The organism is Methanosarcina thermophila TM-1, from assembly GCF_000969885.1.
GTDB classification, from domain to species: Archaea; Halobacteriota; Methanosarcinia; order Methanosarcinales; family Methanosarcinaceae; genus Methanosarcina; species Methanosarcina thermophila.
On record NZ_CP009501.1, the window covers coordinates 2,333,594 to 2,358,946 of the forward strand.

Annotated in this window: 26 protein-coding genes; 11 read left to right on the forward strand and 15 right to left on the reverse strand. The window is 41.5% G+C overall.

What is annotated here, in order from left to right; translation table 11 throughout:
• Nucleotides 1–31: 31 nt before the first annotated feature.
• Nucleotides 32–400: a dihydroneopterin aldolase family protein gene (locus MSTHT_RS10060; protein WP_048167661.1), complete on the forward strand. Its 369-nt coding sequence runs from the start codon at nucleotides 32–34 to the stop codon at nucleotides 398–400.
• A gap of 156 nt (nucleotides 401–556) precedes the next feature.
• Here the strand turns inward: MSTHT_RS10060 and hisC are convergent, their stop codons facing one another.
• From hisC to MSTHT_RS10080, 4 genes are all read right to left on the reverse strand, one after another.
• Nucleotides 557–1,657 carry a histidinol-phosphate transaminase gene (hisC, locus tag MSTHT_RS10065; protein ID WP_048167662.1) on the reverse strand — a complete coding sequence of 367 codons (1,101 nt, stop codon included), beginning with the start codon at nucleotides 1,655–1,657 and terminating at the stop codon, nucleotides 557–559.
• Entirely contained in the window at nucleotides 1,638–2,843 is a 1,206-nt protein-coding gene (locus tag MSTHT_RS10070; protein ID WP_048167663.1) for an acetylornithine transaminase, read from the reverse strand. Before MSTHT_RS10070 ends, hisC begins: the two co-directional genes overlap by 20 nt.
• 528 nt (nucleotides 2,844–3,371) lie before the next feature.
• Entirely contained in the window at nucleotides 3,372–4,358 is a 987-nt protein-coding gene (locus tag MSTHT_RS10075; RefSeq protein ID WP_231588066.1) for a polymer-forming cytoskeletal protein, read from the reverse strand.
• A gap of 455 nt (nucleotides 4,359–4,813) precedes the next feature.
• Entirely contained in the window at nucleotides 4,814–5,293 is a 480-nt protein-coding gene (locus MSTHT_RS10080; protein ID WP_048167665.1) for a PUA domain-containing protein, read from the reverse strand.
• A gap of 395 nt (nucleotides 5,294–5,688) precedes the next feature.
• On the opposite strand from MSTHT_RS10080, the gene MSTHT_RS10085 reads away from it, so the two are divergent.
• Together MSTHT_RS10085 and MSTHT_RS10090 are read left to right on the forward strand one after the other, a co-directional pair.
• Complete coding sequence (locus MSTHT_RS10085; RefSeq protein ID WP_048167666.1) at nucleotides 5,689–6,792, forward strand: hypothetical protein; 1,104 nt, start codon at nucleotides 5,689–5,691, stop codon at nucleotides 6,790–6,792.
• 74 nt (nucleotides 6,793–6,866) lie between these two features.
• Nucleotides 6,867–7,433 carry a hypothetical protein gene (locus tag MSTHT_RS10090; protein WP_048167667.1) on the forward strand — a complete coding sequence of 189 codons (567 nt, stop codon included), beginning with the start codon at nucleotides 6,867–6,869 and terminating at the stop codon, nucleotides 7,431–7,433.
• A gap of 161 nt (nucleotides 7,434–7,594) precedes the next feature.
• Here the strand turns inward: MSTHT_RS10090 and MSTHT_RS10095 are convergent, their stop codons facing one another.
• Nucleotides 7,595–7,897: a DUF1894 domain-containing protein gene (locus MSTHT_RS10095; RefSeq protein ID WP_048167668.1), complete on the reverse strand. Its 303-nt coding sequence runs from the start codon at nucleotides 7,895–7,897 to the stop codon at nucleotides 7,595–7,597.
• A gap of 615 nt (nucleotides 7,898–8,512) precedes the next feature.
• Here MSTHT_RS10095 and MSTHT_RS10100 point away from each other — a divergent pair.
• A complete protein-coding gene (locus tag MSTHT_RS10100; protein ID WP_048167669.1) occupies nucleotides 8,513–8,971 on the forward strand; it encodes a DUF1890 domain-containing protein in 459 nt (152 codons plus the stop codon).
• A complete protein-coding gene (locus MSTHT_RS10105; RefSeq protein WP_048167670.1) occupies nucleotides 8,968–9,342 on the forward strand; it encodes a DUF1894 domain-containing protein in 375 nt (124 codons plus the stop codon). The genes MSTHT_RS10100 and MSTHT_RS10105 overlap by 4 nt, the downstream gene beginning before the upstream one ends.
• 376 nt (nucleotides 9,343–9,718) lie before the next feature.
• Here MSTHT_RS10105 and purM read toward each other — a convergent pair whose 3' ends face one another.
• Both purM and MSTHT_RS10115 read right to left on the reverse strand, forming a co-directional pair.
• Nucleotides 9,719–10,720, reverse strand: a complete 1,002-nt coding sequence (purM, locus tag MSTHT_RS10110; RefSeq protein ID WP_048167671.1) for a phosphoribosylformylglycinamidine cyclo-ligase — start codon at nucleotides 10,718–10,720, stop codon at nucleotides 9,719–9,721.
• Nucleotides 10,721–10,741: 21 nt separating this feature from the next.
• Nucleotides 10,742–12,160 (reverse strand): aspartate kinase, encoded by a 1,419-nt coding sequence (locus MSTHT_RS10115; RefSeq protein ID WP_048167672.1) that lies wholly within the window; start codon nucleotides 12,158–12,160, stop codon nucleotides 10,742–10,744.
• 428 nt (nucleotides 12,161–12,588) lie between these two features.
• Between MSTHT_RS10115 and MSTHT_RS10120 the strand changes: the two genes are divergently transcribed.
• Entirely contained in the window at nucleotides 12,589–13,785 is a 1,197-nt protein-coding gene (locus MSTHT_RS10120; protein WP_048167673.1) for a cofactor-independent phosphoglycerate mutase, read from the forward strand.
• Here the strand turns inward: MSTHT_RS10120 and MSTHT_RS14555 are convergent.
• Nucleotides 13,778–13,915, reverse strand: a complete 138-nt coding sequence (locus MSTHT_RS14555; RefSeq protein ID WP_156149745.1) for a hypothetical protein — start codon at nucleotides 13,913–13,915, stop codon at nucleotides 13,778–13,780. The genes MSTHT_RS10120 and MSTHT_RS14555 overlap by 8 nt on opposite strands.
• A gap of 108 nt (nucleotides 13,916–14,023) precedes the next feature.
• Between MSTHT_RS14555 and MSTHT_RS10125 the strand changes: the two genes are divergently transcribed.
• A complete protein-coding gene (locus tag MSTHT_RS10125; RefSeq protein WP_048167674.1) occupies nucleotides 14,024–14,488 on the forward strand; it encodes an Hsp20/alpha crystallin family protein in 465 nt (154 codons plus the stop codon).
• Nucleotides 14,489–14,570: 82 nt separating this feature from the next.
• Here MSTHT_RS10125 and MSTHT_RS10130 read toward each other — a convergent pair whose 3' ends face one another.
• Together MSTHT_RS10130 and MSTHT_RS10135 are read right to left on the reverse strand one after the other, a co-directional pair.
• On the reverse strand, nucleotides 14,571–15,581 hold the full coding sequence (locus tag MSTHT_RS10130; RefSeq protein ID WP_231588067.1) for a cation diffusion facilitator family transporter: 1,011 nt from the start codon (nucleotides 15,579–15,581) through the stop codon (nucleotides 14,571–14,573).
• A gap of 363 nt (nucleotides 15,582–15,944) precedes the next feature.
• Complete coding sequence (locus tag MSTHT_RS10135) at nucleotides 15,945–16,367, reverse strand: hypothetical protein (protein ID WP_231588068.1); 423 nt, start codon at nucleotides 16,365–16,367, stop codon at nucleotides 15,945–15,947.
• A gap of 345 nt (nucleotides 16,368–16,712) precedes the next feature.
• On the opposite strand from MSTHT_RS10135, the gene MSTHT_RS10140 reads away from it, so the two are divergent.
• Nucleotides 16,713–17,477, forward strand: a complete 765-nt coding sequence (locus MSTHT_RS10140; protein ID WP_048167676.1) for a coenzyme F420-0:L-glutamate ligase — start codon at nucleotides 16,713–16,715, stop codon at nucleotides 17,475–17,477.
• 159 nt (nucleotides 17,478–17,636) lie between these two features.
• Here MSTHT_RS10140 and MSTHT_RS10145 read toward each other — a convergent pair whose 3' ends face one another.
• Both MSTHT_RS10145 and MSTHT_RS10150 read right to left on the reverse strand, forming a co-directional pair.
• On the reverse strand, nucleotides 17,637–17,960 hold the full coding sequence (locus tag MSTHT_RS10145; RefSeq protein WP_048167677.1) for a cupin domain-containing protein: 324 nt from the start codon (nucleotides 17,958–17,960) through the stop codon (nucleotides 17,637–17,639).
• A gap of 133 nt (nucleotides 17,961–18,093) precedes the next feature.
• Nucleotides 18,094–18,597, reverse strand: coding sequence for a deoxycytidylate deaminase (locus MSTHT_RS10150; RefSeq protein WP_048167678.1), 504 nt, complete (start codon nucleotides 18,595–18,597; stop codon nucleotides 18,094–18,096).
• A gap of 424 nt (nucleotides 18,598–19,021) precedes the next feature.
• On the opposite strand from MSTHT_RS10150, the gene MSTHT_RS10155 reads away from it, so the two are divergent.
• From MSTHT_RS10155 to MSTHT_RS10165, 3 genes are all read left to right on the forward strand, one after another.
• Nucleotides 19,022–19,927 carry a protein translocase subunit SecF gene (locus MSTHT_RS10155; RefSeq protein ID WP_048167679.1) on the forward strand — a complete coding sequence of 302 codons (906 nt, stop codon included), beginning with the start codon at nucleotides 19,022–19,024 and terminating at the stop codon, nucleotides 19,925–19,927.
• Nucleotides 19,924–21,636 (forward strand): preprotein translocase subunit SecD, encoded by a 1,713-nt coding sequence (locus tag MSTHT_RS10160; protein WP_048167680.1) that lies wholly within the window; start codon nucleotides 19,924–19,926, stop codon nucleotides 21,634–21,636. Before MSTHT_RS10155 ends, MSTHT_RS10160 begins: the two co-directional genes overlap by 4 nt.
• A gap of 62 nt (nucleotides 21,637–21,698) precedes the next feature.
• Nucleotides 21,699–22,724, forward strand: coding sequence for an AAA family ATPase (locus MSTHT_RS10165; protein WP_048167681.1), 1,026 nt, complete (start codon nucleotides 21,699–21,701; stop codon nucleotides 22,722–22,724).
• Between the two features lie 586 nt (nucleotides 22,725–23,310).
• On the opposite strand, the gene MSTHT_RS10175 is transcribed toward MSTHT_RS10165, so the two are convergent.
• Genes MSTHT_RS10175 through MSTHT_RS10185 form a run of 3 tightly spaced genes read right to left on the reverse strand, consistent with a single transcriptional unit; the run spans nucleotide 23,311 to nucleotide 25,218 of the window.
• The gene (locus tag MSTHT_RS10175) at nucleotides 23,311–23,547 is read right to left on the reverse strand and encodes an efflux RND transporter permease subunit (protein WP_048167683.1); all 237 of its coding nucleotides are present in this window, start codon (nucleotides 23,545–23,547) and stop codon (nucleotides 23,311–23,313) included.
• Between the two features lie 14 nt (nucleotides 23,548–23,561).
• Complete coding sequence (locus MSTHT_RS10180) at nucleotides 23,562–23,831, reverse strand: hypothetical protein (protein ID WP_048167684.1); 270 nt, start codon at nucleotides 23,829–23,831, stop codon at nucleotides 23,562–23,564.
• Complete coding sequence (locus MSTHT_RS10185) at nucleotides 23,818–25,218, reverse strand: APC family permease (RefSeq protein ID WP_048167685.1); 1,401 nt, start codon at nucleotides 25,216–25,218, stop codon at nucleotides 23,818–23,820. Before MSTHT_RS10185 ends, MSTHT_RS10180 begins: the two co-directional genes overlap by 14 nt.
• Nucleotides 25,219–25,353 lie beyond the last annotated feature (135 nt).

Here is a 25,353-nt window from a genome sequence, read left to right on the forward strand (position 1 = left end):
ACTAACGAATTCTAGGAAGGGAGAGATTTATTTGGTTCAGGAAAAAATAACCGACAAAGATAATGCACTCTTTGAAGCAGGAATTAAACTCGGAGCTCTTTATCATCAATTCACGGGCTCTCCTGTAAACTTGAACACGGTTTCAAGCCTTGAAACGGCTATCCAGGAAAGCATTTCAGTTCAGCCCTATGTAGAAGAAATCTCAGTAAAAATTGATAGGGACATGCTGAGAAGTAAGCTGAATAATGAATTTGGTTATACCGAACTTCAGGGTCCCATGCTTAAGGTAAATATAACCGTAAGGTATGGTTCTTCAAAAGTAAAAGTTGGAATGGAGTATGACCCTGAACTTAATTACCCGTTGATGAAAATTCTAGAAATTAAAGAGACAAATGTTTGAGACAGCTAACACTGGAGATTGAGAAGACAAACATTTGAAGCAGCTAACGTTGGAGATTGAGAAGACAAACATTTGAAACAGCTAACACTGGAAATTGAGAAGACAAACGGTTGAAACAAACAACTCTGTAAAAAAATAAGCCGTAAAGAGAAGCTTTTAAACTTCATTCTTTACAGTCTCAAATGCCCTGATAACTTTTTCGTTCTGTTCCCGAGTCCCGACTGTTACCCTGATAAAAGTGTCACCCGCCTCCCTGAAAGAGTCACAAGGGCGTACAATAATTCCTTTTCTCAGGAGGCTCTGTGTAACAGCTTTTGCTTTTAAAGGAGCAACGTCTACAAGTACAAAGTTTGCCTGGGAAGGATAAACCGTAAAAGGAATCTTTTCTTTCAGATATTCTCTGCCCACTCTTGCGATTTCTATGCTCTTTCTCAGGTGGTCAACATCCGAAAGGGCAGCAATTCCTGCTTTTAACGCCGGAAGGCTTACTGAGAACGGAGTGGCTGCCTTTATATACTCTTTTGCCAGCCATTCGGGCATGATCCCATAACCTAGCCGTAGACCTGCAAGCCCGAATGCCTTGGAAAAGGTTCTGCCCACAACAAGATTATCGTATTCCCTTACAAGCTCAGCAAGGTTCCTGTCCGCAAACTCGACATATGCCTCGTCAAGGAACACAAGAGCTTTTGTATTTTCAAGAATTATCCTCAGATCGTTTTCAGGAAGAAGATTCCCAGAAGGATTATTGGGAGAGCAGAGGAAGATTATTTTTGTCCTTTCGGACTGAGCTTTTAGAACCTTTTCAAGATCAAGTGAAAAGTCCTGTTTTCTCCTGACAAAAACCGGTTTTCCTCCGCATGCCTTTGCTGGCAGCTCGTAATAGGCAAAAGTCGGAGTAGGAATTATGACCTCATCCCCTTTTTCAATGATCAGCCTGCAAAGTCCATCAAGAAGTCCATCCATTCCTGGTCCTGAGGCTATGAGGTTTGAAACCGGAAAACCTGTGTATTTCGAGAGAGCTTCCCTGAGTTCTATAGCATCTGCTGAGGGGTAAATATTTGTACAGGGAGCTGCGTCCATCATCGCCTGAACAGCTTTTGGAGAGGGTCCAAGTGGGTTTTCATTTGAGCCGAGTTTGATGATTGAAGCTGGATCAAGCCCGTAAGCAGAAGCTATTTCCTCAATGGATTTTCCTGGAACATACTCTGCAATATCAAAGATCTCCTTTTTTATAAGTTCAGGCCTGCTCAAGAACATCAACTACCGTATCGATCTGTTCTTTCGTAATTACAAGTGGAGGAACCAGACGAAGCACAGAATCCGAAGTACAGTTTAATAGCACTCCGCATTCCCTTGCAAACTCCACAAATTTGCTGCATGGATATTTTATCTCGACTCCTATCATGAGACCTTTGCCACGGACTTCTATAACGTCCTCCCTGTCCATGTTCCTGAGTTTCCCCATGAAGTAAGTCCCGTTCTCTTTCGAGCGCTTAAGAAGCTCTTCTTCGCGAATTGCTTCGATTGAGGCAAGTGCAGCTGCACAGGCAAGTGGCCCGCCTCCAAAGGTAGAAGCATGCTGTCCGCGCCCAAAGCTGAGTCCCTCCCTGGCTGCGATAGCACCCATTGGGAAGCCTCCTCCAATTGCTTTTGCCATACTCATAATATCAGGTTCCACGCCAAATTGCTCTTTACAGAACCATGTGCCTGTCCTTCCAAAGCCTGTCTGCACTTCGTCAAAGATAAGGAAGGTTCCGGTTTCGTCACAGATTTCCCTGACCTCTTTGAGGTAATCGGGATCCGGGATATTTACTCCGCCTTCGCCCTGAATGGGCTCAAGAATAACGGCTGCCGTATCTTCCGAAATAGCCTGCCTGATAGCTTCAGCATTGGAGTACGGGACGAAAGTTGTCTCGGAACTTACGGGAGGCATGAAAGGATCCCTGTACATGCTCTTATGGGTTACGCTGAGTGCCCCTATAGTCCTGCCGTGGAAGGAATGTTCAGCTGCGATGAAGGCGCTTTTTCCCGAAGTCACGCGGGCAAGTTTCATTGCAGATTCAACAGCTTCAGCGCCTGAGTTACAGAAAAAAACACGCTCCATACCTGTTATTGAGACCAAGGTTTCTGCAAGCTCGGCCTGAATTTCAGTATAATAAAGGTTGGAGACGTGCATCAGTTTCTCAGCTTGAGACTGGATTGCCTTCACAACCCTCGGGTGGCAGTGCCCAACATTGTTTACTGCAATCCCTGCTACGCAGTCAATATATTCTTTTCCGTAAATATCCCTGACAATTGCTCCCTTCCCTTCTGAGAGTACAAGGGGCTGTCGCCCATATGTCTGCATGACGTATTTTGAATCTTTTTCTATGATTGAATCATATTTTACCTGTAAATCCTCAGACTCTGAGACAATCTCAGATTTTATAATATTCTCTGTCAACTGAATTCCTTCCTGAAATTTGTTCTTTTTAACTGATCGAAAAATCTGACGAATAAAGTTTGGATTATTTTGAATATATCAATCAAGAAATTCTGATAACTTGAATTAGATATGCTATTGAAATCCTGGGAAATATTCTCTCTGAGTATTTAAGAGATTTGCAATTAAATCTCACATTTGAGTTTCAAAATCGGATTTCACAATCTAATTCCGTAGTTGAATCTCATAATTAAAATTCAAAGTTAGACTCCATATATAATCATTTTTTTATTTTATTCAGAGTTCGGTTCTCTCCAGAATCCAGATAATTCCCTGATTCCCTAAGAATGTTACTGCTCATTCTCAAAAAAGATGTTTTCCCACAATTCTTTGTCCCTGGGGTATGAGCTTACATTCTGCAGAGGCAGGGTTCGACGTATCTGGAATTGAAATTAAGAAAAAAGCTATGATTAAAGGAAATTCCAGATTTCTCAGGGTATCAAAAACTCGATACTGCTGGTCAAACTGGTGTCTCGAGTTAATTCCTGATTATTCTCCGGATTTTTGTTCCTTTCTGTAAGCCCTGGCTCCTGTGAAGCGTCTGCTTCTTTCCAGTGCCTGGGTTCTGGCAGTTTTTCGTTTTCTACCTGGCACAAAAATACTTCCGGGATTTGCGCTTGATTTAATAGGTGAGTTCTCTTCTACCTGATCTGCTACTTTGATGGGTTCTGCCGGAGGTAAGTTTTCAGGCAGTTCACGCTTTTCTCTCATGAATACTTTCCCTAAAGCGTTGACCTCTGCAAGAGCTGGCTTTTCTGCGGCATCCCGTAAGAAAGACACTCCTGAAGGCGCTTTTATTGTGCCGTCTACCCTTGCATTTTCGTGCAGTATTACAGAGTCGGCTTTTATTCCGCCGAAAATCCGGCTATTCCGACCGATCTGTACAGCCCCTTTTGAATAAAGATTGCCATAGATAGTGCTGTTTTCCCCTATGTTGACCTTGCCTTCTGAGTAAATGCTCCCTTTGAGGGTAAGATTTTCCCCTGTGTCAACGGAATGCGCCCTGATATTCCCTGTTAAATGGCAGTTGTTCCCGATTATAGTTTCCCCACCAACATTAATAGTTTCAGGGGAAAGCTTTGCACCGGCAGGTATAATCAATATATTTTCACCAAGCTCCCTTATTTCAAAGTCCTCATCGTCTTCGGAATCTTCAAAGAGCTCTTCTACAGCCTTTTCGATTTCTTCGCCTTTACCAAGGCGCATCATTTCCTTTATGTAAAGGAATAAAAATATGATTACAGGGACTGGATTCCTTACCACTATCCATCCTTTGGCTTCGAACCCTCCCCGAATTTTAACTTCTTTTCCTACGTCAAGATCCCCTTCTACGAACAGCTTCCCATCAATTGTTACAAATTCTCCCAGATAGGCGTTTCTGCCGACCTCCACCTTGCTTCCCAGCTTTGACCACATATCAACCCTGATGTCAGAACTAGCCGCAATATCCCCGGTAACGGTCACTCCTTCTCCCATTATAACTGTATCGCCGAATATGCTGTATTCAATATTAGAGTGATTGCCGACAATAACATCTCCCTGGACTGTAATCCTGTTTGCTTCGACTCTGGTGTTATCTGGAACCAGGAAATACTTTAGAATTTGTTCTGGCTCTGGAATATGCTCACTCTCCGGGAAACTGTTATCTCTAATCTCTAAATTTCAGGGTTGAAACTGCTCTTTTAAAGGGCTTTTTTATGAGTAGCATTCATTCAAAAGTCACTATCTAACATATATTCTTATTCATTTTATTCTTTCATAGGATATTTTATCAATATAAATAACATTTTATATACTGTATTTAACTATATGTAAATTTGTGTGAAACTTAAAGAACTCAATCCTCAGCAAGTTTTATACTTATTTCCCTTTTTCTGCGTCTATTTTTCGTCTATTTTTATATCTTGAAAGATTCTTTTGAAATTTCGGGCTCATTTTTCTTTTTTCGAAGCAACTCCTGCTCTTACATCTACGGCTGCCCCGCTGTCAAAAGCCATAATTTCTGCAGGAGATAGAAGCAATTGCCCTGTTGCGAGCAGTCTGTCAGCCTCATCTGTCACGAGTACCTCTTCGCCTGCCCTCAGTTCAGGATCAATTTCAACTACATGCTTTATAAAAGCGGTTTTACCTTTCTCCACAAAAGGAGCAGCTTCCTCCGAGACTACGACCCTGAGCCTTTTTCCCGGCAAAAGCTTATGGACAACGGAAGCACCTTCAATACTGAGGGTAAAAAAGCCATCCTTTGCTCTTGCCGTAGCTATACGCTTTCCTGAATAAAGGACCTGGCGTATTCTTTTTGTTCTTGACAACTGGAATGTTGAGCCGTCAGGAAAGAGTTCTTTTCCTATGCCTTTTCCGAACTGATAATCCGCAATCATGCGGACTCTAGTAAGTCTTTCGGTGTTATTCATGGGACTAGGTAATATGTGCAGACCTTAAAGCAATTCCGGTTATTCCGATCTTCAGGATTTGTACTGGAGGTAATATGCGCTTCAGGCTGCTCAACATTCTCCTCTCTTTTGCTCCAAATTTTTCCAACATAAAATATATTTTTAGTCTATTATCCACCGCTCGAGGATACTAAGTTTCCTCCTTTAATCTCGTTCTTTATTCTGCTGACATCGTTTGTTCTTTTAACCTTCCTTCTTTATTATCTTTTATCATGAATTTTTTTGTTTTCATGATTAGCAAAAATATTAAGAAGTAGGAGCACCAATCTATTAACTGGTTTATGAAAATTAGAATGTGCATATGTTAGGAAATTTAAATTGCTTGTGGTCTTAAGAAGGCAAAAGAGGGAATTCCCTTGATAGTTCGAAAAAATATCTCTATTGACCAGTCTTACGTGGATAAATTAAAGCCATTTCTGGAGAAAAATAACGGAAATTTAAGTGCGGCAATAAGGGATGCTATCGAAACTGCCTCTCTCTCTCTGACTGGAAGTACCGTTGAAAATGGGGAAAAAGACTCAAGTAAGGTTTCACAGAATGCAGAATTCCGTAACAAGTTGATTGAGGACGATGAATTCCTTCTTGTTCATCATACGCTGCTTGAATGGCTTATAAAAAAGACTTCAGGGTTATTAATTGATGAATCAATTGTATATGAGCTAATCAATCCTTATAAAGTAAAACGAATCTCTGACGTTGTCAATTACATAAACTCGTTCAACGAAAAAATGGGCTGGAAAATTAAGGTTGATGCAGAATATAGTCAGGATTCAGAACCGGAAACTGTAAGTCTTACTCTCTCTGATGGGAACCCCTACTTCAGGGAAATTATGGCTCATTACCTGGCTCTTTATCTGGCAAAACAAATGAAACTGGATGTCCAGGGTCTTTTCTGCAAATCAAATATGACAAAGATTTATTTTAAAAGATTCGAGTTCCTTGATTATCAAAAAGTCCCTAAAGGACTTGAGAGATATTTTGGGCAAATGGATCTTGTCTTCCGGGAGATTCAGAAAAAACCGGAGTTCTGGAAAAACCTTATCAAAACCTATAGACAGCAGAATTATCAGAGGCTCAGCATAAACAGAAAGACTTTCGAGGCTCTTGTCTCAGGGAACCTCCCATCCCTGGCTGAAATAACAAGGGATTTTGAACTGGATACAGGCAAGCCTCCTGAAGCTTTCACTCTTGCGGAGCATATTATGATTTTCAAAGAAGTTTATCTGACAGACAGCATAGGTAGTGATATTGAAGTTTGTACGGTAAAAGGCAGAGAATATGTGAAACTCATTCATGACTATTCTGACAAAAAAGTCTGTGAAATTATTGCAAAGTATTATTCAAACATCCTCAAGTCTACTGGCTATCCTTTTACAATTACTACCAACCCCCATATGATCCTGTTCGTGTTCGGGAAAATGCCTGATTCCACAAGTTTTCCTGAAATGAGTACTCTGTAATCCTGACTTTATCGATTTTCTAATATTCATTAAGATAGATAAATTCATATGTGGGAGTTCCCTATCCTTTTTTCATGAGTGACGTAATTTTGCTCTGGGACTGCCCTCTTCTCTTTGAGAAACTGTTTGTGGAGTATGGGCTTGAATGCACTCGTGTGCTCTCAACATCCCTTGGTACTCCTTACTTTCCTGCCTGCAAGGTTCTGATCCTGCCGACAGGTTTTGCAAATAAACAATATACAAAAACAGGTGCAGGACTTGTACGCGGAAAACAATCCCTCGAAAAATTCGTGAAAAAGGGGGGAACTCTTCTTATTTTCAGTCCCTTGGTACCGGAATACGAATATGAATGGCTTTCTTTTTCTCTGAAGTATGTAATGGAAGAGAACCCCTGCACACCTCAGCCTGTGGGTAGTCACGATGCCCAGAAACTAGTGGAAAACATTGTCCTTCCTGCTGGATGCGACGGTTACTTTTCAGAGACCGATGCCGATGTCGTGCTCCAGGATGACAAGGGAAGACCAATAATGGTCGTAAAAGAGATTGGAGAGGGCTTGATTGTTGCAACTACTATTCATGAATTTCCTGCAGCCGAATTCTTTAAGTGCAGGGTCTCTTGTACGAAAAAAGTGAAAGCCTGAAATAAAAAACAGGATAGAAGCAGAAATGCTATAAGTTGAGATAAAAACCAGAGAAGGTCATAAACTGGGATAAAAACCAGAAATAAACATAAGTTAGCTCTCAAGAAAATAGACATTTACACGCAATAAACAACTACAGCCAGAAATCGGTTTATTAACTCTCATTTTATTTTTTTCACATTTTTGTTCTTTTTATACTGGTTCCTGAGTTTTTGTATTTCTTCAACTTCGTTCTCCAGTTTAATTACAAAGAGTCCGAAGCAGGGCTTTATAAACTGGAATATAATATCATTTCCTGAGAAACCAACAGGAGATGTCATACCAAGCAAGGTAAAACCTTTTACCTTATACCCGCCAGGCACAAGGTATACGCTCTCAGAATGCTCTTTAATGTAATTTTCGCATTCTTTTGGAGTTGCATTTTTCAGGAGAATTTCATATCTGTATTCTCTTAAGCACGACATTTTTGTACCCTTTATGTCCTTATATCAGCTCCAGTATGCTCTAATAATCAATGATCCCTTAATCAATGATCCCTTAATCAATGATCCCTTAATCAATGATCCCTTAATCAATGATCCCTTAATCAATGATCCCTTAATCAATGGCTATTATTTTTCATAAATTAAAATATAAAAAAAATAATATATTAGGCATTTCATTCTGAAAAAGGGTTATAAGATTCTGTAAAAATTCTGCAAAATGTCACCTGATCCAAGGTTATTCGATCCACTTTCCTATATTATCTGAGACACTGGATGATGGAAAATGGGAATAAATATCACTTGGAAGAGTAAGAGGTTTAAGCCTGATGTCAACATTTAATATATAAATTGTTGATAGAATGGAAGTGGCTAAAGTTATATTCTGGAACGATTGAGATAAGATCTACTATAGAATTTCAAAACTGAAATAATATTAAAATTAGATCTTAAGAGAATGAAACCTAGATACATAAACTGGCTGAGCTAAAGTATTGTCCTACTTTTAAGAATTTATATCATAGCTTTAATTGCAAAGGTTGAAATTAGGTTAACCCTACATTCTTAAAGATAAAACCCGTTTAGAGATGAAATTTCATGAATGGCGCAAAAGTGCTTCTTATGATGGGATGTCCTGAGGTCCCAATTCAAACAAGTATTGCCCTGTATCTTTCCCATAAACTAAATAAGTTAGGATTTGATGTGACTGTTGCTGGGAATGACGCCGTAATCAAGCTTATAAAAGTTTCGGATTTCGATGGTTATTATGTAAAAAAGATGGTAAATCTCGATAAAACCCTGGAGGATATTATTGAGAAAAGATTGGATTTTGATATCTGTTTTGCCTTTATGCACAACGACTCCGGATTAACTTTTGCAGCAACAATGAGCGCCATTTCCCAAGCCAAGATGTACTCTGTAGTTTTTGGCAGGAATGCGGAAGCTCTCGCAGAAGCCATCGAGTTCGACTGTGTGAAAATAGTTTCAAGTGATGTTCATAATCCTATCCGGCTCAAGAATAAGCTGGATAAGGTAATTGAGGAGATAGTTAAATGAGCTGTATTGAGCAGATGAAGTATGAAATCCTTCTGCAAAGGATAAGCTTCAAAGAAGCCAGAGAGTACATTGAGAAATACTCTGATGAGGTTTATTATGTACCCCCTGGCTACAAAATCTTTAAAGATTACTACATAATAGGAGTGCCGCCCGTTGCAGTGGGCGCAAAGGGCAATGCTCTGATTTTCCCCTATACGAAGCCCTGTCACGGAAGCTTCGTCCTGAGCATAGAAAACGAGGACAGTGTAAAGGAGATCGACAGGCTCAGGGAGAAAGAGAAGGAGATGGGAGCAGCTTCATCGAAGGAAGGCAAGCCTACTGAGCGCTCCAGAACACTTGCAACCAGCTATCAGGATATGTGGAAAGAATGAAATCCAGAAAACTGGCTGTAATCAAGACAACAGAGTAATAGGAAGAGTTTCCAAAAATAGAGAAGAGTTGAGATCTCAACATAAGAAAAGATAGGAAATTTGAGTACGAAAGGGTAGATAGAAAATTTTAGAAGGGAAGAAATAGAGAATTTAAGTACGGAAGGGAAGAAATAGAGAATTTAAGTACGGAAGGGAAGAAATAGAGAATTTAAGTACGAAAGAGAACAAAATAGAAAATTTAAGTTTGGTGGGAAAAAGATAGAAAATTTAAGCTTGGTGGGAAAAAGGATAGAAAATGTAAGTCTGGAAGGAAAATGTCAGGGGAAAATATTTCCTCTTATTTTCCTCGGGGTTTTGATGATTTTATTCTGCGTTTTCATTCTATTACCAGGTCTTTGACCCTGATTCCGCTTTCTACAATTTTCCCTACGATTTTTCCGCCGGTAATTTCTATAGCTTTTGTAGCGTCTTTTTCCGGCAGGATGATAAGGAAGCCCATGCCCATGTTGAAGGTTCTGTACATCTCAAGATCTTTCACTACGCCTTCCTTCTGAAGGAATTTGAAGATCTCCTGAGGCTCCAGGGGATCGTAGAAATCAAAGCCGAGTTTTGTCACTCTTCTCAGTTTCAAAAGTCCGCTGCCTGTTATGTGGGCAAGCCCGTGGACTTCACATGCCTTGAGGACGTCAAGAATCTCAATGTAAATTCTTGTTGGAGTCAGGAGTTCGTCTCCTATTGTTTTTGAACTGTCATAGGGACATGGATCATGGTAAGAGTAGCTGGATTCCTCAATGATCTTCCTTACCAGAGTGTATCCATTGCTGTGAACACCTGAACTTGGGATACCTACAATCACGTCACCTACGCTGACTTTTCCTCCCTCGATAATCTGGTCTTTTCTGACAATTCCCAGGCATGTACCTGCAAGGTCGAAACCTTTAATTATTCCGGGGAGGGTTGCGGTTTCTCCTCCCACAATGGATATTCTGGAGATTTCTGCGCCTTTTACCAGCCCTTCCCCTATCTGAGCGGCAAAACTTTCATCATGCTTTTCCACGGCAAGATAATCTACAAAAGCCACAGGTTCGGCTCCTATTGCTAGAAGGTCATTAACATTCATTGCTATACAGTCTATGCCTACTGTGTTCCAGCGCTTCATTTCGTTCGCAATAAGAACTTTTGAGCCTACTCCATCCGTTGTCAGGGCAAGGGCATATTCTCCGAAGTCAAGAAGCCCTGCATAATGCCCTATTCCTGTAAGAGGGGCTCCTATGCCTTTTCGAACGTAACTGAGCTTCTCAATAAGTGTTTTAACCGTTTTTTCTTCTTTTGAAATATCTACGCCTGAATCTGCGTATGTTAAGTGTTTTTCGCTCATTTCTACCCCTCTCTGCTTATTTTAAAGCTGTTTTTCAATTCCATTTCCGTTATATAATTCAAATTCATCGTGCAGGGTCTTGACTGCGGCAAATGCATCATCTTCCCGCACAACAAAAGAGATATTGTACTGAGAAGATCCCTGGCTGATCATGATAATGTTAATCATAGCATTTCCAAGTGCTCCGAAGACCCGCTTTGCTATGCCTGGAGTCCCTGCCATACCTGCACCTACGACCGCAACCACGCAAACGTTTCTGTCCGAAGTGATCTCTTTTACGATTTCCCGGTTGAATTCTTCATGGAGAGCTTTTAAAGCGGGCTCTAAATGTGTCTCACTGATCACGAAAGAAATATTGGATTCGGAAGAGCCCTGGCTAATCATAACTACATTAACGCCTGCCTTCGCAAGTGCTGTAAAGAGCCTAGCTACAGTTCCGACTGCTCCTGCCATCTCTGCGCCTGCAACATTGATGAGAGCTACGTTTTTGATCAGGCTTACAGCCTTTACAACGTGCCGACACTGGAACTTTTCCGCAACCACGAGTGTGCCAGGTAACTCAGGTTCAAAAGTATTCTTAACCCGCACAGGAATATGCTCACGCATAGCAGGTTCAATAGTGCGCGGGTGCAGTACGTTTGCTCCGAAATAAGAAAGTTCCATGGCTTCGGCGTAAGATATTTGAGGGATAGTCCTTGCTTCTGGTACTATCCTCGGGTCAGTAGTCATGATTCCGTTCACTTCTTTCCAGAGCCAGATTTCATCAACTTTCAAGGCTGCACCAAGGATAGAAGCTGAGAAATCAGACCCGCTTCTTCCCAGTGTGGTAATGATCCCATCCTCATTTTCTCCTATAAATCCTGTAACCACTACAATCTGGGATCCGAGTCTGCATCCAAGTCTCTTTTTCACAAGTTCGTAGGTTTTTTCAAGGGGCCTGGCATTTCCGTAATCAGATGTGGTTATAATCCCTGCTTCTCCACCTGTGAATTCGGTTGATGGAATTCCAAGGGAACGGATAGCTCCTGAAACGATTGGAGCAGCCAGCCGTTCTCCATAAGAGCAGATGTAATCAATTGACCTTGGTGTAAGCTCACCAAGATAGCAGATCCCGATCAGGGCTTTTTCGAGCTCGTCAATGCGGAGGTCAAGGGTATGGATAACTTCTTTTGCGACTGTTGGGTCATCAATGGCGTCCTTCACGGCTTCGTGGTGCTTATTTGTGATTTCTGTTTTAAACTCTTTAACAAGGGCTACTTTGCCTTTTGTTGAGGCAAAACGTGCATTTTCCAGAAGCCCATCGGTCACTCCACCGAGCGCCGAAGTTACTACCACGATCTGGTTGCCTTCCTCATGATACTTTTTCAAAAGCTGGGCAACATGACGGATTTTTTTCCCGTCCCCAACAGAAGTTCCTCCAAATTTCATTACAATTTTCATGATCGGACCACGTTTTAGCATTAACTGGGAATACTTACGTAACTGGAATACTCACATAACCAGGAATACTCACACAATTTACTTAAACTGATAATTTAATTTTAACTTTCCTTATTCTCCGGACAAGAATTAATAATAGTCCGAAAATTCTACAGGTCTATAAAGTATATCTCAACAAAATAATTCTTTGTAGAGAGCTATATGCCAGCTCTTTTGCCATTTATATATTATGCTGAGAAGCTGTGTGTATAGGATATTGGTACTATATTATAATGTTTGTGTAAAATGAGTTTAGAAATTAAAATTCTTGATAAACAGAAAAACCTGCTGGCAAATGCTCTGTAAATTTCGATTACAGACATCTGGTAGAAAACAATATATTCAATTTCCGAGATGAATGACTAAAACAGTTGGAGACAGGTGAAGTAATGAAATACGCTGTACTTATAGGAGACGGAATGGCTGATTACCCTATAGAGAAACTGGGCGGAAAGACCATTCTCCAGGCAGCTCGAACCCCTGCTATGGATTATATTGCTGCTCACGGGAAAGCCGGATATGCAAAAACTATACCTGAAGGTTTTCACCCAGGGAGCGATGTCGCAAATATGTCTATTCTCGGGTATGATCCGGCGGTGTATTACTCTGGTCGGGCTCCTCTGGAAGCTGCCAGCATGGGTGTGACTCTTGCACCTGATGATGTGGCTTTCAGATGTAATCTTGTTACTATTGAGCATGGAAGAATAAAAGATTACAGCGCAGGGCATATCAGCAGTGAAGAAGCTAAGATTCTCATTGAGACACTTGACGCGGAACTCGGCACAGATGAATTGAGCTTTTATCCGGGAGTCAGCTACAGGCACCTGATGGTTGCCAGAAAGAATCTGGGGGCTGAAACGGAGTGTACTCCTCCTCATGACATTACAGGAAAGAAAATCGATAAATATCTGCCCAGAGGAAAGGATGGAGCCTTCTTCTCCGATCGGATCAAAGCGTCTATGATTGTACTTGAACTGCACCCCGTTAATCTGAAAAGGATTGAGGAGGGCAAGAATCCTGCAAACTCCATTTGGGTATGGGGTCAGGGACATGCTCCAAAGTTTACTCCGTTTCAAGAATTGTATGGGAAAACAGGAGCAGTAATTTCGGCAGTCGATCTTTTGAAAGGCATCGGGGTTTATGCAGGTCTGGATGTAATTGAAGTTGAGGGAGCAACGGGTTATCTGGACACTAATTACGAAGGGAAGGTAAATGCTGCAATTGAGGCTCTTAAAACCAAGGATCTTGTTTTTATCCACGTGGAAGCTCCGGATGAAGCCGGACATGAGGGAAGTATTGACAAAAAACTAAAAGCTGTCGAAGACTTCGATAGCCGAATAGTAGCTCCTATCCTTAAGCATGCTCAGACTTCAGACGAGCCCTTTACAATTCTCATACTGCCTGATCATCCAACTCCAATTTCCGTAAAGACTCACACTCAAGACCCCATTCCCTTTGCAATCTACAGAACTGACAACAAGGAATCCGACGAAGTACAGACTTTTGATGAGGACTCGGTTAAAAAAGGTTCCCTTGGGCTTGTAAAGGCTTCGGACCTGATAGGAATGCTTGTAAAGGCTAAATAACTGCCTTTCCTTCTTCCTTCATTTTATGTTCTATTTGCCCAGTTCTTTTGAATTTTCCGGAAATTACCTTCTCTGGATTTTTTGGGACATTTTTCTCTTTTTTCTTTTTATCATTCAAATTCTTTTTCATGCCACATTTTTGTGAAATTTCTCAGGAAAATATATATATCCTTTCTCAATATATTCAGAGTAGCACATAAAAATCTGTGTTGTCATTTTAACTTAGGGGGTATTTTAAATGAGATGGCCTATAAGAAGAACATTTTTTGGTCCTGAACGCTGGGATCCCTTTGAAGAGATAAGAAGAACACAGGAGCGCCTCAACCAGTTATTTGAAGATTTTATGCCGATGGAAGAATGGGGATGGGGCGGAAGGGTCTATACGCCTGCTGTTGACATTAAGGAAGAAGATGATAAACTTGTAGTCACTACTGACCTCCCCGGTATCAATAAAGAAGATGTTGAAATCAACCTTAAAGAAGACATGCTTGAGATAAAAGCAAAGACCGGGAAGGAAAAAGAGACTGAAGAAGAAGGATACATTCGCCGTGAGAGGGCATACACCCAGTTCTACAGGGCAGTCCGTCTGCCTACGAGCGTTAAGGAAGAAGGAAGCACTGCAAAATTGGAAAATGGCGTCCTGACAATAACGCTGCCGAAAATGCAGCTTGAAGCGCCGACAAAGAAAATAGCTATCGAATGATCTTCTCAGAGCGGAAAGATTGACCTTAATGTTATGTAAGGCTGTGGGTGAGACTCGCAGCTTTTTCTTTTTAAGTTTTATCTCATGGTCTTATTCTATTTTTGGCTTCTGACATGTTCTGAGTATAATACTCGGGATCAAAACATGGCTCTATATGAATTGAGAAGTGGCTATTTTTGCCGCAGGTTTCCTTTAACCTGTTTTCTATCTGCGTTGAGATTTCATGTGCCTCCACTATACTTAAATCCCGGTCAACTTCAATATGGACATCTGCAGCCATGGCATTCCCTATTTTTCGGGTTTTTAGATCATGGAAACCTAAAACTCCTTCAGTGGAGATGAGTATCTCTTCAATACTTCTATAAGTCTCGGAATCAATCGAAGCTTCCAGCAGTTCATTGAGATTTTTATAAGAGATATCGAATGCAACCTTAAAGATAAAGAAGCTCAGTACAATTGCAGCTACTGGATCAAGCACAACCCACTTTCCTCCAAGAAGGATCGCGCCCCCTACTCCAATCATCGTTCCTATGGAAGAGAAGGCATCAGAACGATGGTGCCAGGCGTTTGCAATAAGGGCATCGCTCTTAAGTTCTCTGGCAGATGTCATGGTATAGCGGTAGAGCCATTCCTTTAACACAATTGAGAGAACTGCCGCAATAAATACGATTGAACTTGGAGCTGGAAGTGTCTCTCCTCTGAGAAACACAAAAACTTTCTCAAGCCCGCCCCAAAAAATTCCAAGAGCCACTACGGCAAGGACAAGCCCAATAAATGCAGCGGCTAAAGTCTCAATTTTTCCGTGCCCGTAATTGTGCGTACTGTCTCCAGGTTTCGCAGCAACCCTTAAACCCACTATTACAGCGATGTCAGTCATGAAGTCGGAAAGAGAATGAGTTGCATCAGCAATCATCGCTGAACTGTTTCCTGCAATCCCTGTAACAAATTTAAAACCTGTCAGCAGGACATTTATTGCCATTCCAACTTTTGCCACATGGGCTGCTTGGGAGTATCTGGTATCTTCGTCTTCCTCATAATTAAAAAGAGTCTCTTTATTTTTATCTCCAGTACCTTCCATAATTTCCCATATCATCTCAATTATTTGAACAGATTTGAGATATTATATTTAATATATTAAGCAAGAGCATAGGAATTAGCAATGAACAGATATAAAGTTATCTTTCATTGCTTAAAAAATTTGCAGGATTCTGTTCTGGTTTTTGTATATTACCTCTATTCTTAAATTGACAAAAAATTATAAAATTATTGTTTTTTCCATAAACTGTCAAGATTCAGTAAATTTCCAAACTGCTACTTTCTTTCGAGAAATTAGATATGTAATATAATATAAATACTCCTGCCAATTTTTCTGTCAATTCACATATTGATCTGACTATCAGCTTTTCTTCATCTTTCTTTCCAGTTGCCAATTTATTAAAATATATTCAGCTGACATTCAGCGATAGTGTGGAAAAATGTATTTTATTTCCTTGATTCTCTCTTCTTCTTTTCCTTCTACTTCGTCGGGAAATTCTTTACTTTTCAGGGCTTCAGCCTGTGCAATCTCAGGATGCTGTTTTAGAAACTCCATTGAATACTCAGTCGTTTCCTTTGCTGATAACTCAAAAATCTCATCAATTTCTTCCTTGCTAAATTGCCCGTGATAAAGAAGAAGCTGGGTTACTTTTTGTCTGGTAGCCTGAGGCTCGTTCTCATAATCCAGCGAGTAATACAGTTTGCTTATGATAACTCTTAAACTCCAGACTCGGCTTCGTTCGTTGTCCTTTAGCTGAAAAGGCTCTCTATCCTTTACTTTTCTTATAATTTCATTCAGGTCATACTGAGTAATGTTAACACCCCTGTTAAATTTGGCTTGCAAGCAGATAAAGGCTCTTAAATCTTTCCTGAAAAGGTATTATCGGTAAGTAAGGAAAGTAAAAAATTTATGTAAGAATAGAAAGTTATTAAACTAGAATTCACTGTAACTGTAAAAATAAGGCATCGAAAATATGTGAAAAGTGCGGCATCAGGAAATTGCTCTCATCATCTTTTGCTCAGCTGGGGTAACTCTCATCATCGCCGCAAGATCCATTATATCGGTGGTCTTATTTATGGCTACTGCCTTTACTGCTGCAAATTATTGGTTTAATGGAGTACTTCCTGTATCTAAAGGAATAGAATTAAGTTACCCTTATTTGTTTCAAAGACTTTTGAGGAAAAACACTTGAAATTTGAAGCCATAGCTGTTGAGAATATTCCCCTTATACATGCCGGGGACAACCTGCCCTCAATAATCTGTGAGAATATTGAGCTTCAGGACAGGGACATTGTTATCATTGCCTCGACCGTTGTTGCTAAAGCTGAAGGGGAGATCTTCAGGCTCGAGGATATTACCCCAGGGAAGATATCACTTGAAATCGCAGCACGGACTGGAAGAGATGCCAGATTCATCGAGGCTGTACTTTCCCGTAGTGGGGAAGTCCTTGTGGAGAAGCCTTTTATGCTTGTGACAACTCTCTCAGGGCATACCTGTGTAAACGCAGGAATTGACGAGTCAAACATTGAAAATGGATTTTTGCTTTACCCTCCAGAAAATCCGGATGCCAGTGCTTCAAGGCTTGGTCAGGAACTCGAAAGGCTGAGTGGGAAAAAATTAAGTGTTATTATCACGGACACAAACGGGAGAGCTTTCAAGATAGGGCAGACTGGAGTTGCTATAGGGATTTATAAAATAAAACCCGTAAAACGCTGGATTGGAGAAAAAGATCTTTTTGGAAGAGACCTTGAAATTACGGAAGAGGCAATTGCTGACGAACTTGCCGGCGCCGCAAACCTTCTGATGGGAGAAGGCGCAGGCGGGATTCCGGTGGTTGTCATTCGCGGGTTAGATTATTATTGTGATGAGGAGACCTATATAAAGGAAATGTACCGCCCTGAAGAGCTGGATATAATTAAAAAAGGGCTTCGCTGCCTGCAAAAAAAGAGTTGAATTTAAGAGGATAGAGCTTCAGAATTCGGATACCTGCTTCAAGAATCTCAAAAATACCGTTTAAGAGTCTTGCAGTATCAGACTATTCAACTAGACCATTCAACTTTTACTTAGACAGTCTATGGCAAGTTAAATGGCACTCAATAGTAAGAGCTCGTATTAAGATCTGATCATGGTTAGAATCATCTTGAATCTTTCCATGGCACGAAGTGAGTGAGGCTCTCCAGCAGGCATTATGATCATATCCCCTTTCTCCAGAATATTTTTATTCCCGGAGATGGTGATTTCTGCTTTCCCATCCATTACCTGAACCATGGCGTCGAAGGGGGCAGTATGTTCACTCAGTCCTTCTCCTTTGTCAAAAGCAAATATAGTTACTGTTCCGGTATCCTTGCGGATGAGCTCTTTACTTACAACGGCTCCTTCCTGATACTCAATTAAATCTTCTACTTTTGCTGGTCTAGCTTTTAGTTCTTGAGACATCAGTATACCTCTTTCTCCTTACTATCCTTATTATGAGACTCATATACCTACCCTGTCACCTTACCAAATCTTGTAGGTGAGGTGCGTAATGCCCAGATCCATACTGTTAATTTATCTTTTCTGGATAATGAGTTCAGGAGGTTGTTAAGTCCTGTAAGTTATCTCCTCTTGAGATCTCATGTTTTAGTTTAAAAGGCATATATTCCACTTCCACACCCGCATCCCTGAAAAACTTAAGTGAATCTACGTCAGGATAGACAGTTGCATATACCACTCTTTTGATGTTTGAGTTGATAATCATTTTCGTGCAAAGAATACAGGGCTGGTGTGTGCAGTAGATAGTTGCTCCTGCTATACTTACTCCATGGATTGCAGCCTGGATAATCGCATTCTGCTCTGCATGCACTGCCCTGCATTTTTCCTGTCTCGTGCCTGAAGGGATATTTTCCATATCCCGAATACATCCGATTTCAAGGCAGTGTTCCATGCCGCTGGGTGCTCCATTGTATCCGGTTGAGAGGATTCTTTTATCCCGGACAATAACAGCCCCCACATTATTTCGGAGGCAGGTCGCCCGTTTGCCTACCACGAAGGCAATCTCAAGAAAATATTCGTCAAGGGAAGGTCTTTCTATCATTATTTGTAATGAACAGTAACTGGTATATATAGTTGTAACGTTAGAACATATGTTATTTTTAAGAGTTAATTTTAAGTGGAATGAACTAACGATATAGAGAAAAATTGGTTTCCAATAAAGAATTAATATAATGTGAGAATACAGAATTAAAACAAATTAACTTGATTATAATATTAACTTAACTATAATATTAACTTATTATAGTATTGACTTATTATAATATTAGAACATCTGTGACATCCAGAAAGTTATCCCCTTACCTGAACTCGAATAGCCAGGATAGGTTGAAGATCTTCAAACAAATCTGATTCTAAATCTGGTTACAAATTTCGCGTTCTCTACATCTGAAATGTATATCAGATGTAAAGAGCTGTTTGGATAAGTTCAATAAAATAACAGATGTATGTATCCGGAGTATTAAATTATGGCAACAGTTTTGACCGAACTTTTAGATAATTTCGTGAAAAATCACGATAATCGCCAGTTGCTGGCAATCCCCCTTGCGATACTCGCAGTTTCTCTAGTAATACTGCTGGTTTCCTTTATGAGTAGTGGGTCGCCAGTAGACCTGGGAATGGAATTCCAGGGTGGTACCCAGATTTCGGTAGAGACAACTGACTCTCCTGCTAAGCTTGAAGAAATGTATTCTTCTTACGACATCACGGATGTCCGGCAGGCCGGAAGCAGGGTTGTTATGCAATTCGGGGTCATGGACAAGGAACAGCAACGTCAACTTGAAAATGATATTACGAGCCGTTACTCGAATGTGCAGATCCAGCAGGTTGGACCTATCTATGGGCGTGATCTGCAGGTACAGGCTGTCAGGGCTCTTATCATTTCCTTTATAGGGATGTCTCTTGTAGCATTCTTACTCTTTCGGACCCTTATACCTTCCCTTGCAATAATACTTTCGGCATTTTCAGACATAATGATTGCTGCGGCTTTCATGAAGGTTGCAGGGATAGAACTCTCCCTGGGAACACTTGCCGCCCTGCTCATGCTTATTGGTTATTCTGTAGATAGTGATATTTTGCTCACAAATAGAGTTCTTAAACGCCGGGGCACGATAGAAGAGAAAATTTCCCGAGCTATGCAAACCGGCATTACGATGACTACTACAACTCTTGCAGCGCTTGCAGTTATGTACATAGTTTCTACTTATTCCTACCTTGTAATTCCTTCATTTACACAAATTACATTGCTCTCTCAGATCTCAATCGTGTTGATTGCAGGGCTTATTGCAGATATGATGAATACCTGGCTCCTGAATACGGGAATTTTACGCTGGTATGTATCAAAGCCCGAATTAAGAGGGAGGTATAATAGATGAGCGATATAAAAGGTCTTTTTAAAAATGTAAGAGTCATTATCTTCACCCTCCTCCTGCTTGGCTCTATAGTGGCAATACATCCAGGCTATACTCCCGGAGAAGGAGTGACTACTAACCTGAATTTCGGACTTGACCTTGAAGGCGGTTCCTGGCTACAGATTAAACTTGAGGGAGCACTTGCCCAGATAAGTGTAGATTCCGAAGAACTGGTCAGCGGAATTGTCGAGCCAGCAATTGGTGCCCCTATTGAAATCACAAGTAATAACCTTGATATGGGAGGCTCAGATTCTGCCGGTAAATCTGTAACCTTTACAACTTCTGCTCCGGTTAATGCATCCCAAATTGAATCTCTTGAACTGGGCACTGTAAATGTGGAGAAGCTGAGTGATACTCAAACTCAGGTAACTATCTCTGATACCAGTAAGGAAGTTATGATTACAAACTATCTTTCAAAGTCCCTTGATACAGAGGTAGTTCCATTCTATACTGCCGACGGAACTGTTTATGAGATAAGAACAGAAGTTTCTGAGCAGCAGCTTGAAAATCTTCTGGAAAATATTGGAGGATCAATCGTTAAGAATGAAGATGGGACTTCAACTTATAAAGAAGGAGTCACCCGCGAGACAAGAGATCTGACAAAAGAGATTCTCAGTGATAAGCTCAACTCTCTTGGTCTGAAGGACATTCCTGTCAGGACAGTAGGAGATGAGTATATTCTTATTGATTTTGCAGGCGTTGATCTTGCGACTGCCAAGGAAATTGCCGAAAGACCGGGCAAGTTTGAGATCCGTATTCAGACAACAGGAAATGAAACTCAGCACGTGCTTTATGGAGACTCTATTGTAAGTGTGGGAATTCCAAGTTTCCATGATGGAATGTGGCATACCCCCTTTACCCTCAATGAAAACGGAGCACGAGCACTCCAGAAGGTTGCACTCGAAACAGGGGCAATTGATAATCCGGATGAACATTACCTGAACATGTACCTGGATGACGTCAAAATTTACGGAGCTCCTTTGAGCCCGGATGCAGCCGCTAGGTTAAGAGAAGCCCCAATCTATTCCTGGGAAGCTTCCACAGGTCCGGATGAAGCTGCCGAAGCCGAAGCTAAAGCCCTTCAGATCCATCTCAGGGCAGGGGCTCTTCCTGTCAATGTCGTACTTGTGGGTTCAGGGCATGTAGACGCAGGGCTTGGTTCTCAGTTTAAAACCGCATCCGTGATTGTAGGCATTATCTCTCTTATTGCAGTAGCAGCTGTGGTTTATTTCAGATATAAGAGGCCTGAAATTCTGATACCTATGGTCGGGACTTCTTTCAGTGAAGTTATTATGATTCTAGGGTTTGCAGCCGTTGTAGGCTGGCAGCTTGACCTGGCATCAATTGCAGGTATTATCGCTGCCGTAGGTACGGGGATTGACCAATTGGTAATTATTACTGATGAGGTTCTTTATGAAGGCAAACTGCCTGCTACGAGAGTTTTTGTCTCTAGAATAGGAAAAGCTTTCTCAATTATCTTTGGAGCAGCTGCCACAACGGTTATTGCAATGGCTCCTCTGGTGGTCATGGGCTTCGGAACTCTGAAAGGGTTTGCTATTACTACAATCATCGGTGTCTTGATTGGTGTGGTTATTGCAAGACCTGTTTACGCTGTAGTGATTAAAGAGTTCCTCAATGTAGCTGAGAGCGGAAACGGAAGTATAACCGAGTAAGTTTGAGGGAAAGATAAAAATCCTCAAACTTGTATTCAAAAACTAAAAACAGGGTGGAAGGTATGCAGGATCTCTGGACTTTGAAATACAGGGCACGTACCCTGAAGGAAATGCTTGGAAACGAACATGCCGTAGCCACGCTTTCCGAACTGGCACAGTCAGGGACTTTACCCCACCTTATTTTATATGGTCCTGAAAACTCCGGAAAAACGACAGCTTCTCTCGCTCTTGCCAGGCAGCTTTACGGAAATACTTGGAAAAACAATTTTACATACTTTAATGCTTCGGATTTTTTTGACCAGGGAAAACGTTATCTGGTGCGGGATAAACGTTTTGTACGTATTCTGGGCACGGATGATCCAAAGAAAATCTACAAAAGCGTAATTGATATTTTTAAGGAAATTGTCAACGAATATGCAGGGATGGCTTCAATTGATGCCGATTATAAGTTAATCTACATCGATAATGCAGAATCCCTCAGTTCAGATGCACAGAATGCCCTCAGGCGAATTATGGAGAAGTATAGTGCAACGTGCAGGTTTATTCTTTCCACGACCAAACCTTCCAAGCTTATTGCTCCGCTCCGCTCAAGAGGCCTTCAAATTTTTTTCACATATGTACCCGATTCTGTTCTGAGAGCTCATCTCGAAAAAATCGGCTGTGCTGAGAAGCTGGAGCTTTCGGAAGGCGCATTAGATGCGATCCTTTATTCTGCAAAGGGAAATGTTGCAAAAGCGGTGCAGACCCTACAGCTTGTTTCCCTGTTTTCAAACGGTTCGGCAATTACTGAAGAGATGGTATATGAAGCCAGTCTGAAAGTCAGAGACGAAAGTATAGATAATCTGCTTTCTGCGGCTCTTTCTGGAGATTTCTCCAGAGGGCGGCAGCTTATTGACGAAATGATAATCGAAAAAGGGCTGTCAGGAACAGAGATTCTTGAAAGACTTTGTGAGGCTCTTGTAGACTCGGGAGAATCAGATGAAGATGTCGCTCGCCTTGTTGTGAAAATCTCTGAAACCGATGCCTGTCTTAAAGATGCTGCCAATGACAGAATCCAGCTCGAAAAATTGATTTCTAATTTCTCTTAACTTTTTGTTACTCTTAAGCATCTCTGGCATCTCTTAATTTTTTACAATCACTGCAGTTCTTTGAGATCTTCCCCTCTTTCCAATGCGGGTTTCAAAATGTATTATATATATGCTTCCATCCAATGTTCTCTAAAAATCCAAAAATATATATATTATTACCTGTTAATTAGAACTATAACGATAAAGTATATATATAATTAGATTTTATCTCTTATTGCAGATAGGTCAAAAACTCAGGCTTCTCAGAAGTTAAGGGGCTCCAGTATAATTGCTAAGGGATGTATGGACCTGGTTTTCAGAATATTCACAGGCGTGCTTTACTCCCAAAAAAAACGGTTCAGAGCCCGACTTCCTTGGGTAGAAGCCAGGTCTGGCCTTTTTAAAAAAATCCACAAATCCCTCCATTTTTTTCCCTGAATAGCTCCCTCTTTTCAGGGAAACCATATTTATACGGCAGAATAGAACCCTGATGTGCGCTTGAAAAGGGTAAGATTCTGCCTGGAGTTAAAAAGAAACTGTCTGCCTGAACTCGCACTTCAGGCAGGCATTCAACCAAACGTTTTTTCTCCAATTTTTCAATTTATTTTCAGTACTTATAGTGCTTTACCGAGTGATAGAGAACCACAACAAAGAAAGCAACTATCACCAGCAAGAAGCTGAAGAAACCAACAGGATCCCAGAGGAAGCCTATTCCTTCTCCACCTTCTTCCCACGAAACCAGTACGGCTCCCTGGAGCACTGTAGGAATAACAACACAGGCGAAGGCAAGCACGAAAATAAATACAATATCAAAGACCTCTTTAACAATGCTTTTTTCTGCCATTTCTCCCAGCCTCTTCAGTCGTAGTACTTGAACTCAAACATGTGGTTCTTTATCGATTGGCGTACACTCAAGCATCCAACTGTTTCGATTCCTATCAGAAGACCTACGAAGATCACGTAGAGATAGAAGAAATTCCCGGAAATTTCCCAGGTCTCAGAAAGTACCTTGTAAAGAACAAATCCTTCTACGCCTATCAGCAGGAGAAGTATGCCTATAATTAAGCTTGTATCCCCATTGAGCTTGCTGCGATACTTACTTTCCATCGCCTGGTTATTCGTCTCCAACACCTATCGCCTCCTTTCCAATCCTTGCACTCTCCAAACCCCTGGGCAGGGGCCATCCCATTTCAGCCCAATTATTTTCTGTAGTTGAACTGTGCCTGTGGCTAAAGTAGAAGTATGCAATGCCGTAGAACACAAATGCGAAAATCAGGTTATATTTGTAGCCCCAGAACAGCGTTGAGAGAATTGTTATTGCGATTGCGATTGCAAAATACGCAATATACGGCTGGAAAGGACCCACAAAAGGCCTGACCTTGCTTGTGCTCTCAGGAAAGAGGTTCCTGAAGCGGATTAGCGAGAACGGGATCAACACATAACAGAGCAGTCCCGAGACAATGGAGAAAGTAATAACCTGATCCAGAAAACCGCTAAAGGCAAAACCTATCGCAACAGGCATCGTGAAGATCACAGCCCGGTATGGAGTATTATATCTTGGATGTACTGCCGAGAACCATGATGACACATACTTGTCTCTTGACAGAGCGAACCAGGAGCGTGAAGAGTCACAGACGCAACCGTTTGCACTGGCAACGCAGGTCAGGAAAGTCCCAAGCCCAAGCAGAGCAATGAATATAAACACCCCACTGTTCTGTGCCGCTTCAAAAAGCGGGTACACAGAGACTCCCAGCATGTCCGTAGGAATTAGCACTGAACAGAGGTAAAGAGTCATTGCTGCTCCTATTAGCAGAGTAATCATACCTGCTTGCTGCCCGAGAGGTACTGCCCTTGAGGGATGCTTACACTCCTCAGCGCACATTGCTGCACCTTCTATACCCAGGTAGAACCAAGGCCCGAACTGCAAGGCTGCAAAAAGACCTATCATTCCATTTGGAAGGGCACCCTGGAAGAGATATTCAGGATGGATGTTAACAGTTCCAAAGGCAGTTGCGAAGAAGAAAGCCACTATTGCAATGAAAGCAATCATGGTCAGGATAAAATTCAGAGTCAGAGCTGCAACAACACCCCGGTAGTTAATGAAGGTCAGAAGTGCAATGACAAGCAGCGTCACAGGAAAAACCTGTAGCTCCGGGAAGATGCTCTGTGCAATAAATGCAACAACAATAGCGTCTGCCGCCTCAAGGGCTATATACTCCATATACACGGCGAGCCCCACGCTGGCAGCTGCTCCGGGTCCAACAAATAATCTCGCCCAGTCGTAAGGTCCTCCTGCAAGTTTGGTTGATGACCCGAGTTCACTGGCGCACAGAGAAATCATAACATACATGGTCCCTGCAACCAGCATGGCAAGCATGGAACCCAGAATTCCTCCCTTTGCAACTGTAAAGTTCCATCCCATGTACTCTCCGACCAGCACAATGCCCACTCCAAGAGCCCACACATGGAAAGGCCGCAGGGTTTTTACCAGGCTGGCAGATTCATGTTCAGACATGTTGCTCAGCCCCTTCTTTTTGAAACCTTACTGGCATCCAGTAAGACCCAGCCCATCAGTCCGAAAGCCAGGAGATATATCAGTCCGTTTATAACAGTCCAGATATCCATTATAATATCCCCTTTTTATTTCAAA

Excerpts from the sequence above, each read along its gene's own strand:
- MSTHT_RS10075 (WP_231588066.1), bottom strand. The coding sequence starts at position 4,358 with ATGGGAGAAGGAGTGACCGTTACCGGGGATATTGCGGCTAGTTCTGAC.
- MSTHT_RS10100 (WP_048167669.1), top strand. The coding sequence starts at position 8,513 with ATGAATGGCGCAAAAGTGCTTCTTATGATGGGATGTCCTGAGGTCCCA.
- MSTHT_RS10160 (WP_048167680.1), top strand. The coding sequence starts at position 19,924 with ATGAGCGATATAAAAGGTCTTTTTAAAAATGTAAGAGTCATTATCTTC.
- MSTHT_RS10115 (WP_048167672.1), bottom strand. The coding sequence starts at position 12,160 with ATGAAAATTGTAATGAAATTTGGAGGAACTTCTGTTGGGGACGGGAAA.
- hisC (WP_048167662.1), bottom strand. The coding sequence starts at position 1,657 with ATGTTCTTGAGCAGGCCTGAACTTATAAAAAAGGAGATCTTTGATATT.
- MSTHT_RS10090 (WP_048167667.1), top strand. The coding sequence starts at position 6,867 with ATGAGTGACGTAATTTTGCTCTGGGACTGCCCTCTTCTCTTTGAGAAA.
- MSTHT_RS10150 (WP_048167678.1), bottom strand. The coding sequence starts at position 18,597 with ATGATAGAAAGACCTTCCCTTGACGAATATTTTCTTGAGATTGCCTTC.
- MSTHT_RS14555 (WP_156149745.1), bottom strand. The coding sequence starts at position 13,915 with ATGAAAAAGAATTTGAATGATAAAAAGAAAAAAGAGAAAAATGTCCCA.
- MSTHT_RS10145 (WP_048167677.1), bottom strand. The coding sequence starts at position 17,960 with ATGTCTCAAGAACTAAAAGCTAGACCAGCAAAAGTAGAAGATTTAATT.
- MSTHT_RS10155 (WP_048167679.1), top strand. The coding sequence starts at position 19,022 with ATGGCAACAGTTTTGACCGAACTTTTAGATAATTTCGTGAAAAATCAC.
- MSTHT_RS10175 (WP_048167683.1), bottom strand. The coding sequence starts at position 23,547 with ATGGCAGAAAAAAGCATTGTTAAAGAGGTCTTTGATATTGTATTTATT.
- MSTHT_RS10095 (WP_048167668.1), bottom strand. The coding sequence starts at position 7,897 with ATGTCGTGCTTAAGAGAATACAGATATGAAATTCTCCTGAAAAATGCA.
- MSTHT_RS10130 (WP_231588067.1), bottom strand. The coding sequence starts at position 15,581 with ATGATATGGGAAATTATGGAAGGTACTGGAGATAAAAATAAAGAGACT.
- purM (WP_048167671.1), bottom strand. The coding sequence starts at position 10,720 with ATGAGCGAAAAACACTTAACATACGCAGATTCAGGCGTAGATATTTCA.
- MSTHT_RS10185 (WP_048167685.1), bottom strand. The coding sequence starts at position 25,218 with ATGTCTGAACATGAATCTGCCAGCCTGGTAAAAACCCTGCGGCCTTTC.
- MSTHT_RS10120 (WP_048167673.1), top strand. The coding sequence starts at position 12,589 with ATGAAATACGCTGTACTTATAGGAGACGGAATGGCTGATTACCCTATA.
- MSTHT_RS10125 (WP_048167674.1), top strand. The coding sequence starts at position 14,024 with ATGAGATGGCCTATAAGAAGAACATTTTTTGGTCCTGAACGCTGGGAT.
- MSTHT_RS10105 (WP_048167670.1), top strand. The coding sequence starts at position 8,968 with ATGAGCTGTATTGAGCAGATGAAGTATGAAATCCTTCTGCAAAGGATA.
- MSTHT_RS10165 (WP_048167681.1), top strand. The coding sequence starts at position 21,699 with ATGCAGGATCTCTGGACTTTGAAATACAGGGCACGTACCCTGAAGGAA.
- MSTHT_RS10080 (WP_048167665.1), bottom strand. The coding sequence starts at position 5,293 with ATGAATAACACCGAAAGACTTACTAGAGTCCGCATGATTGCGGATTAT.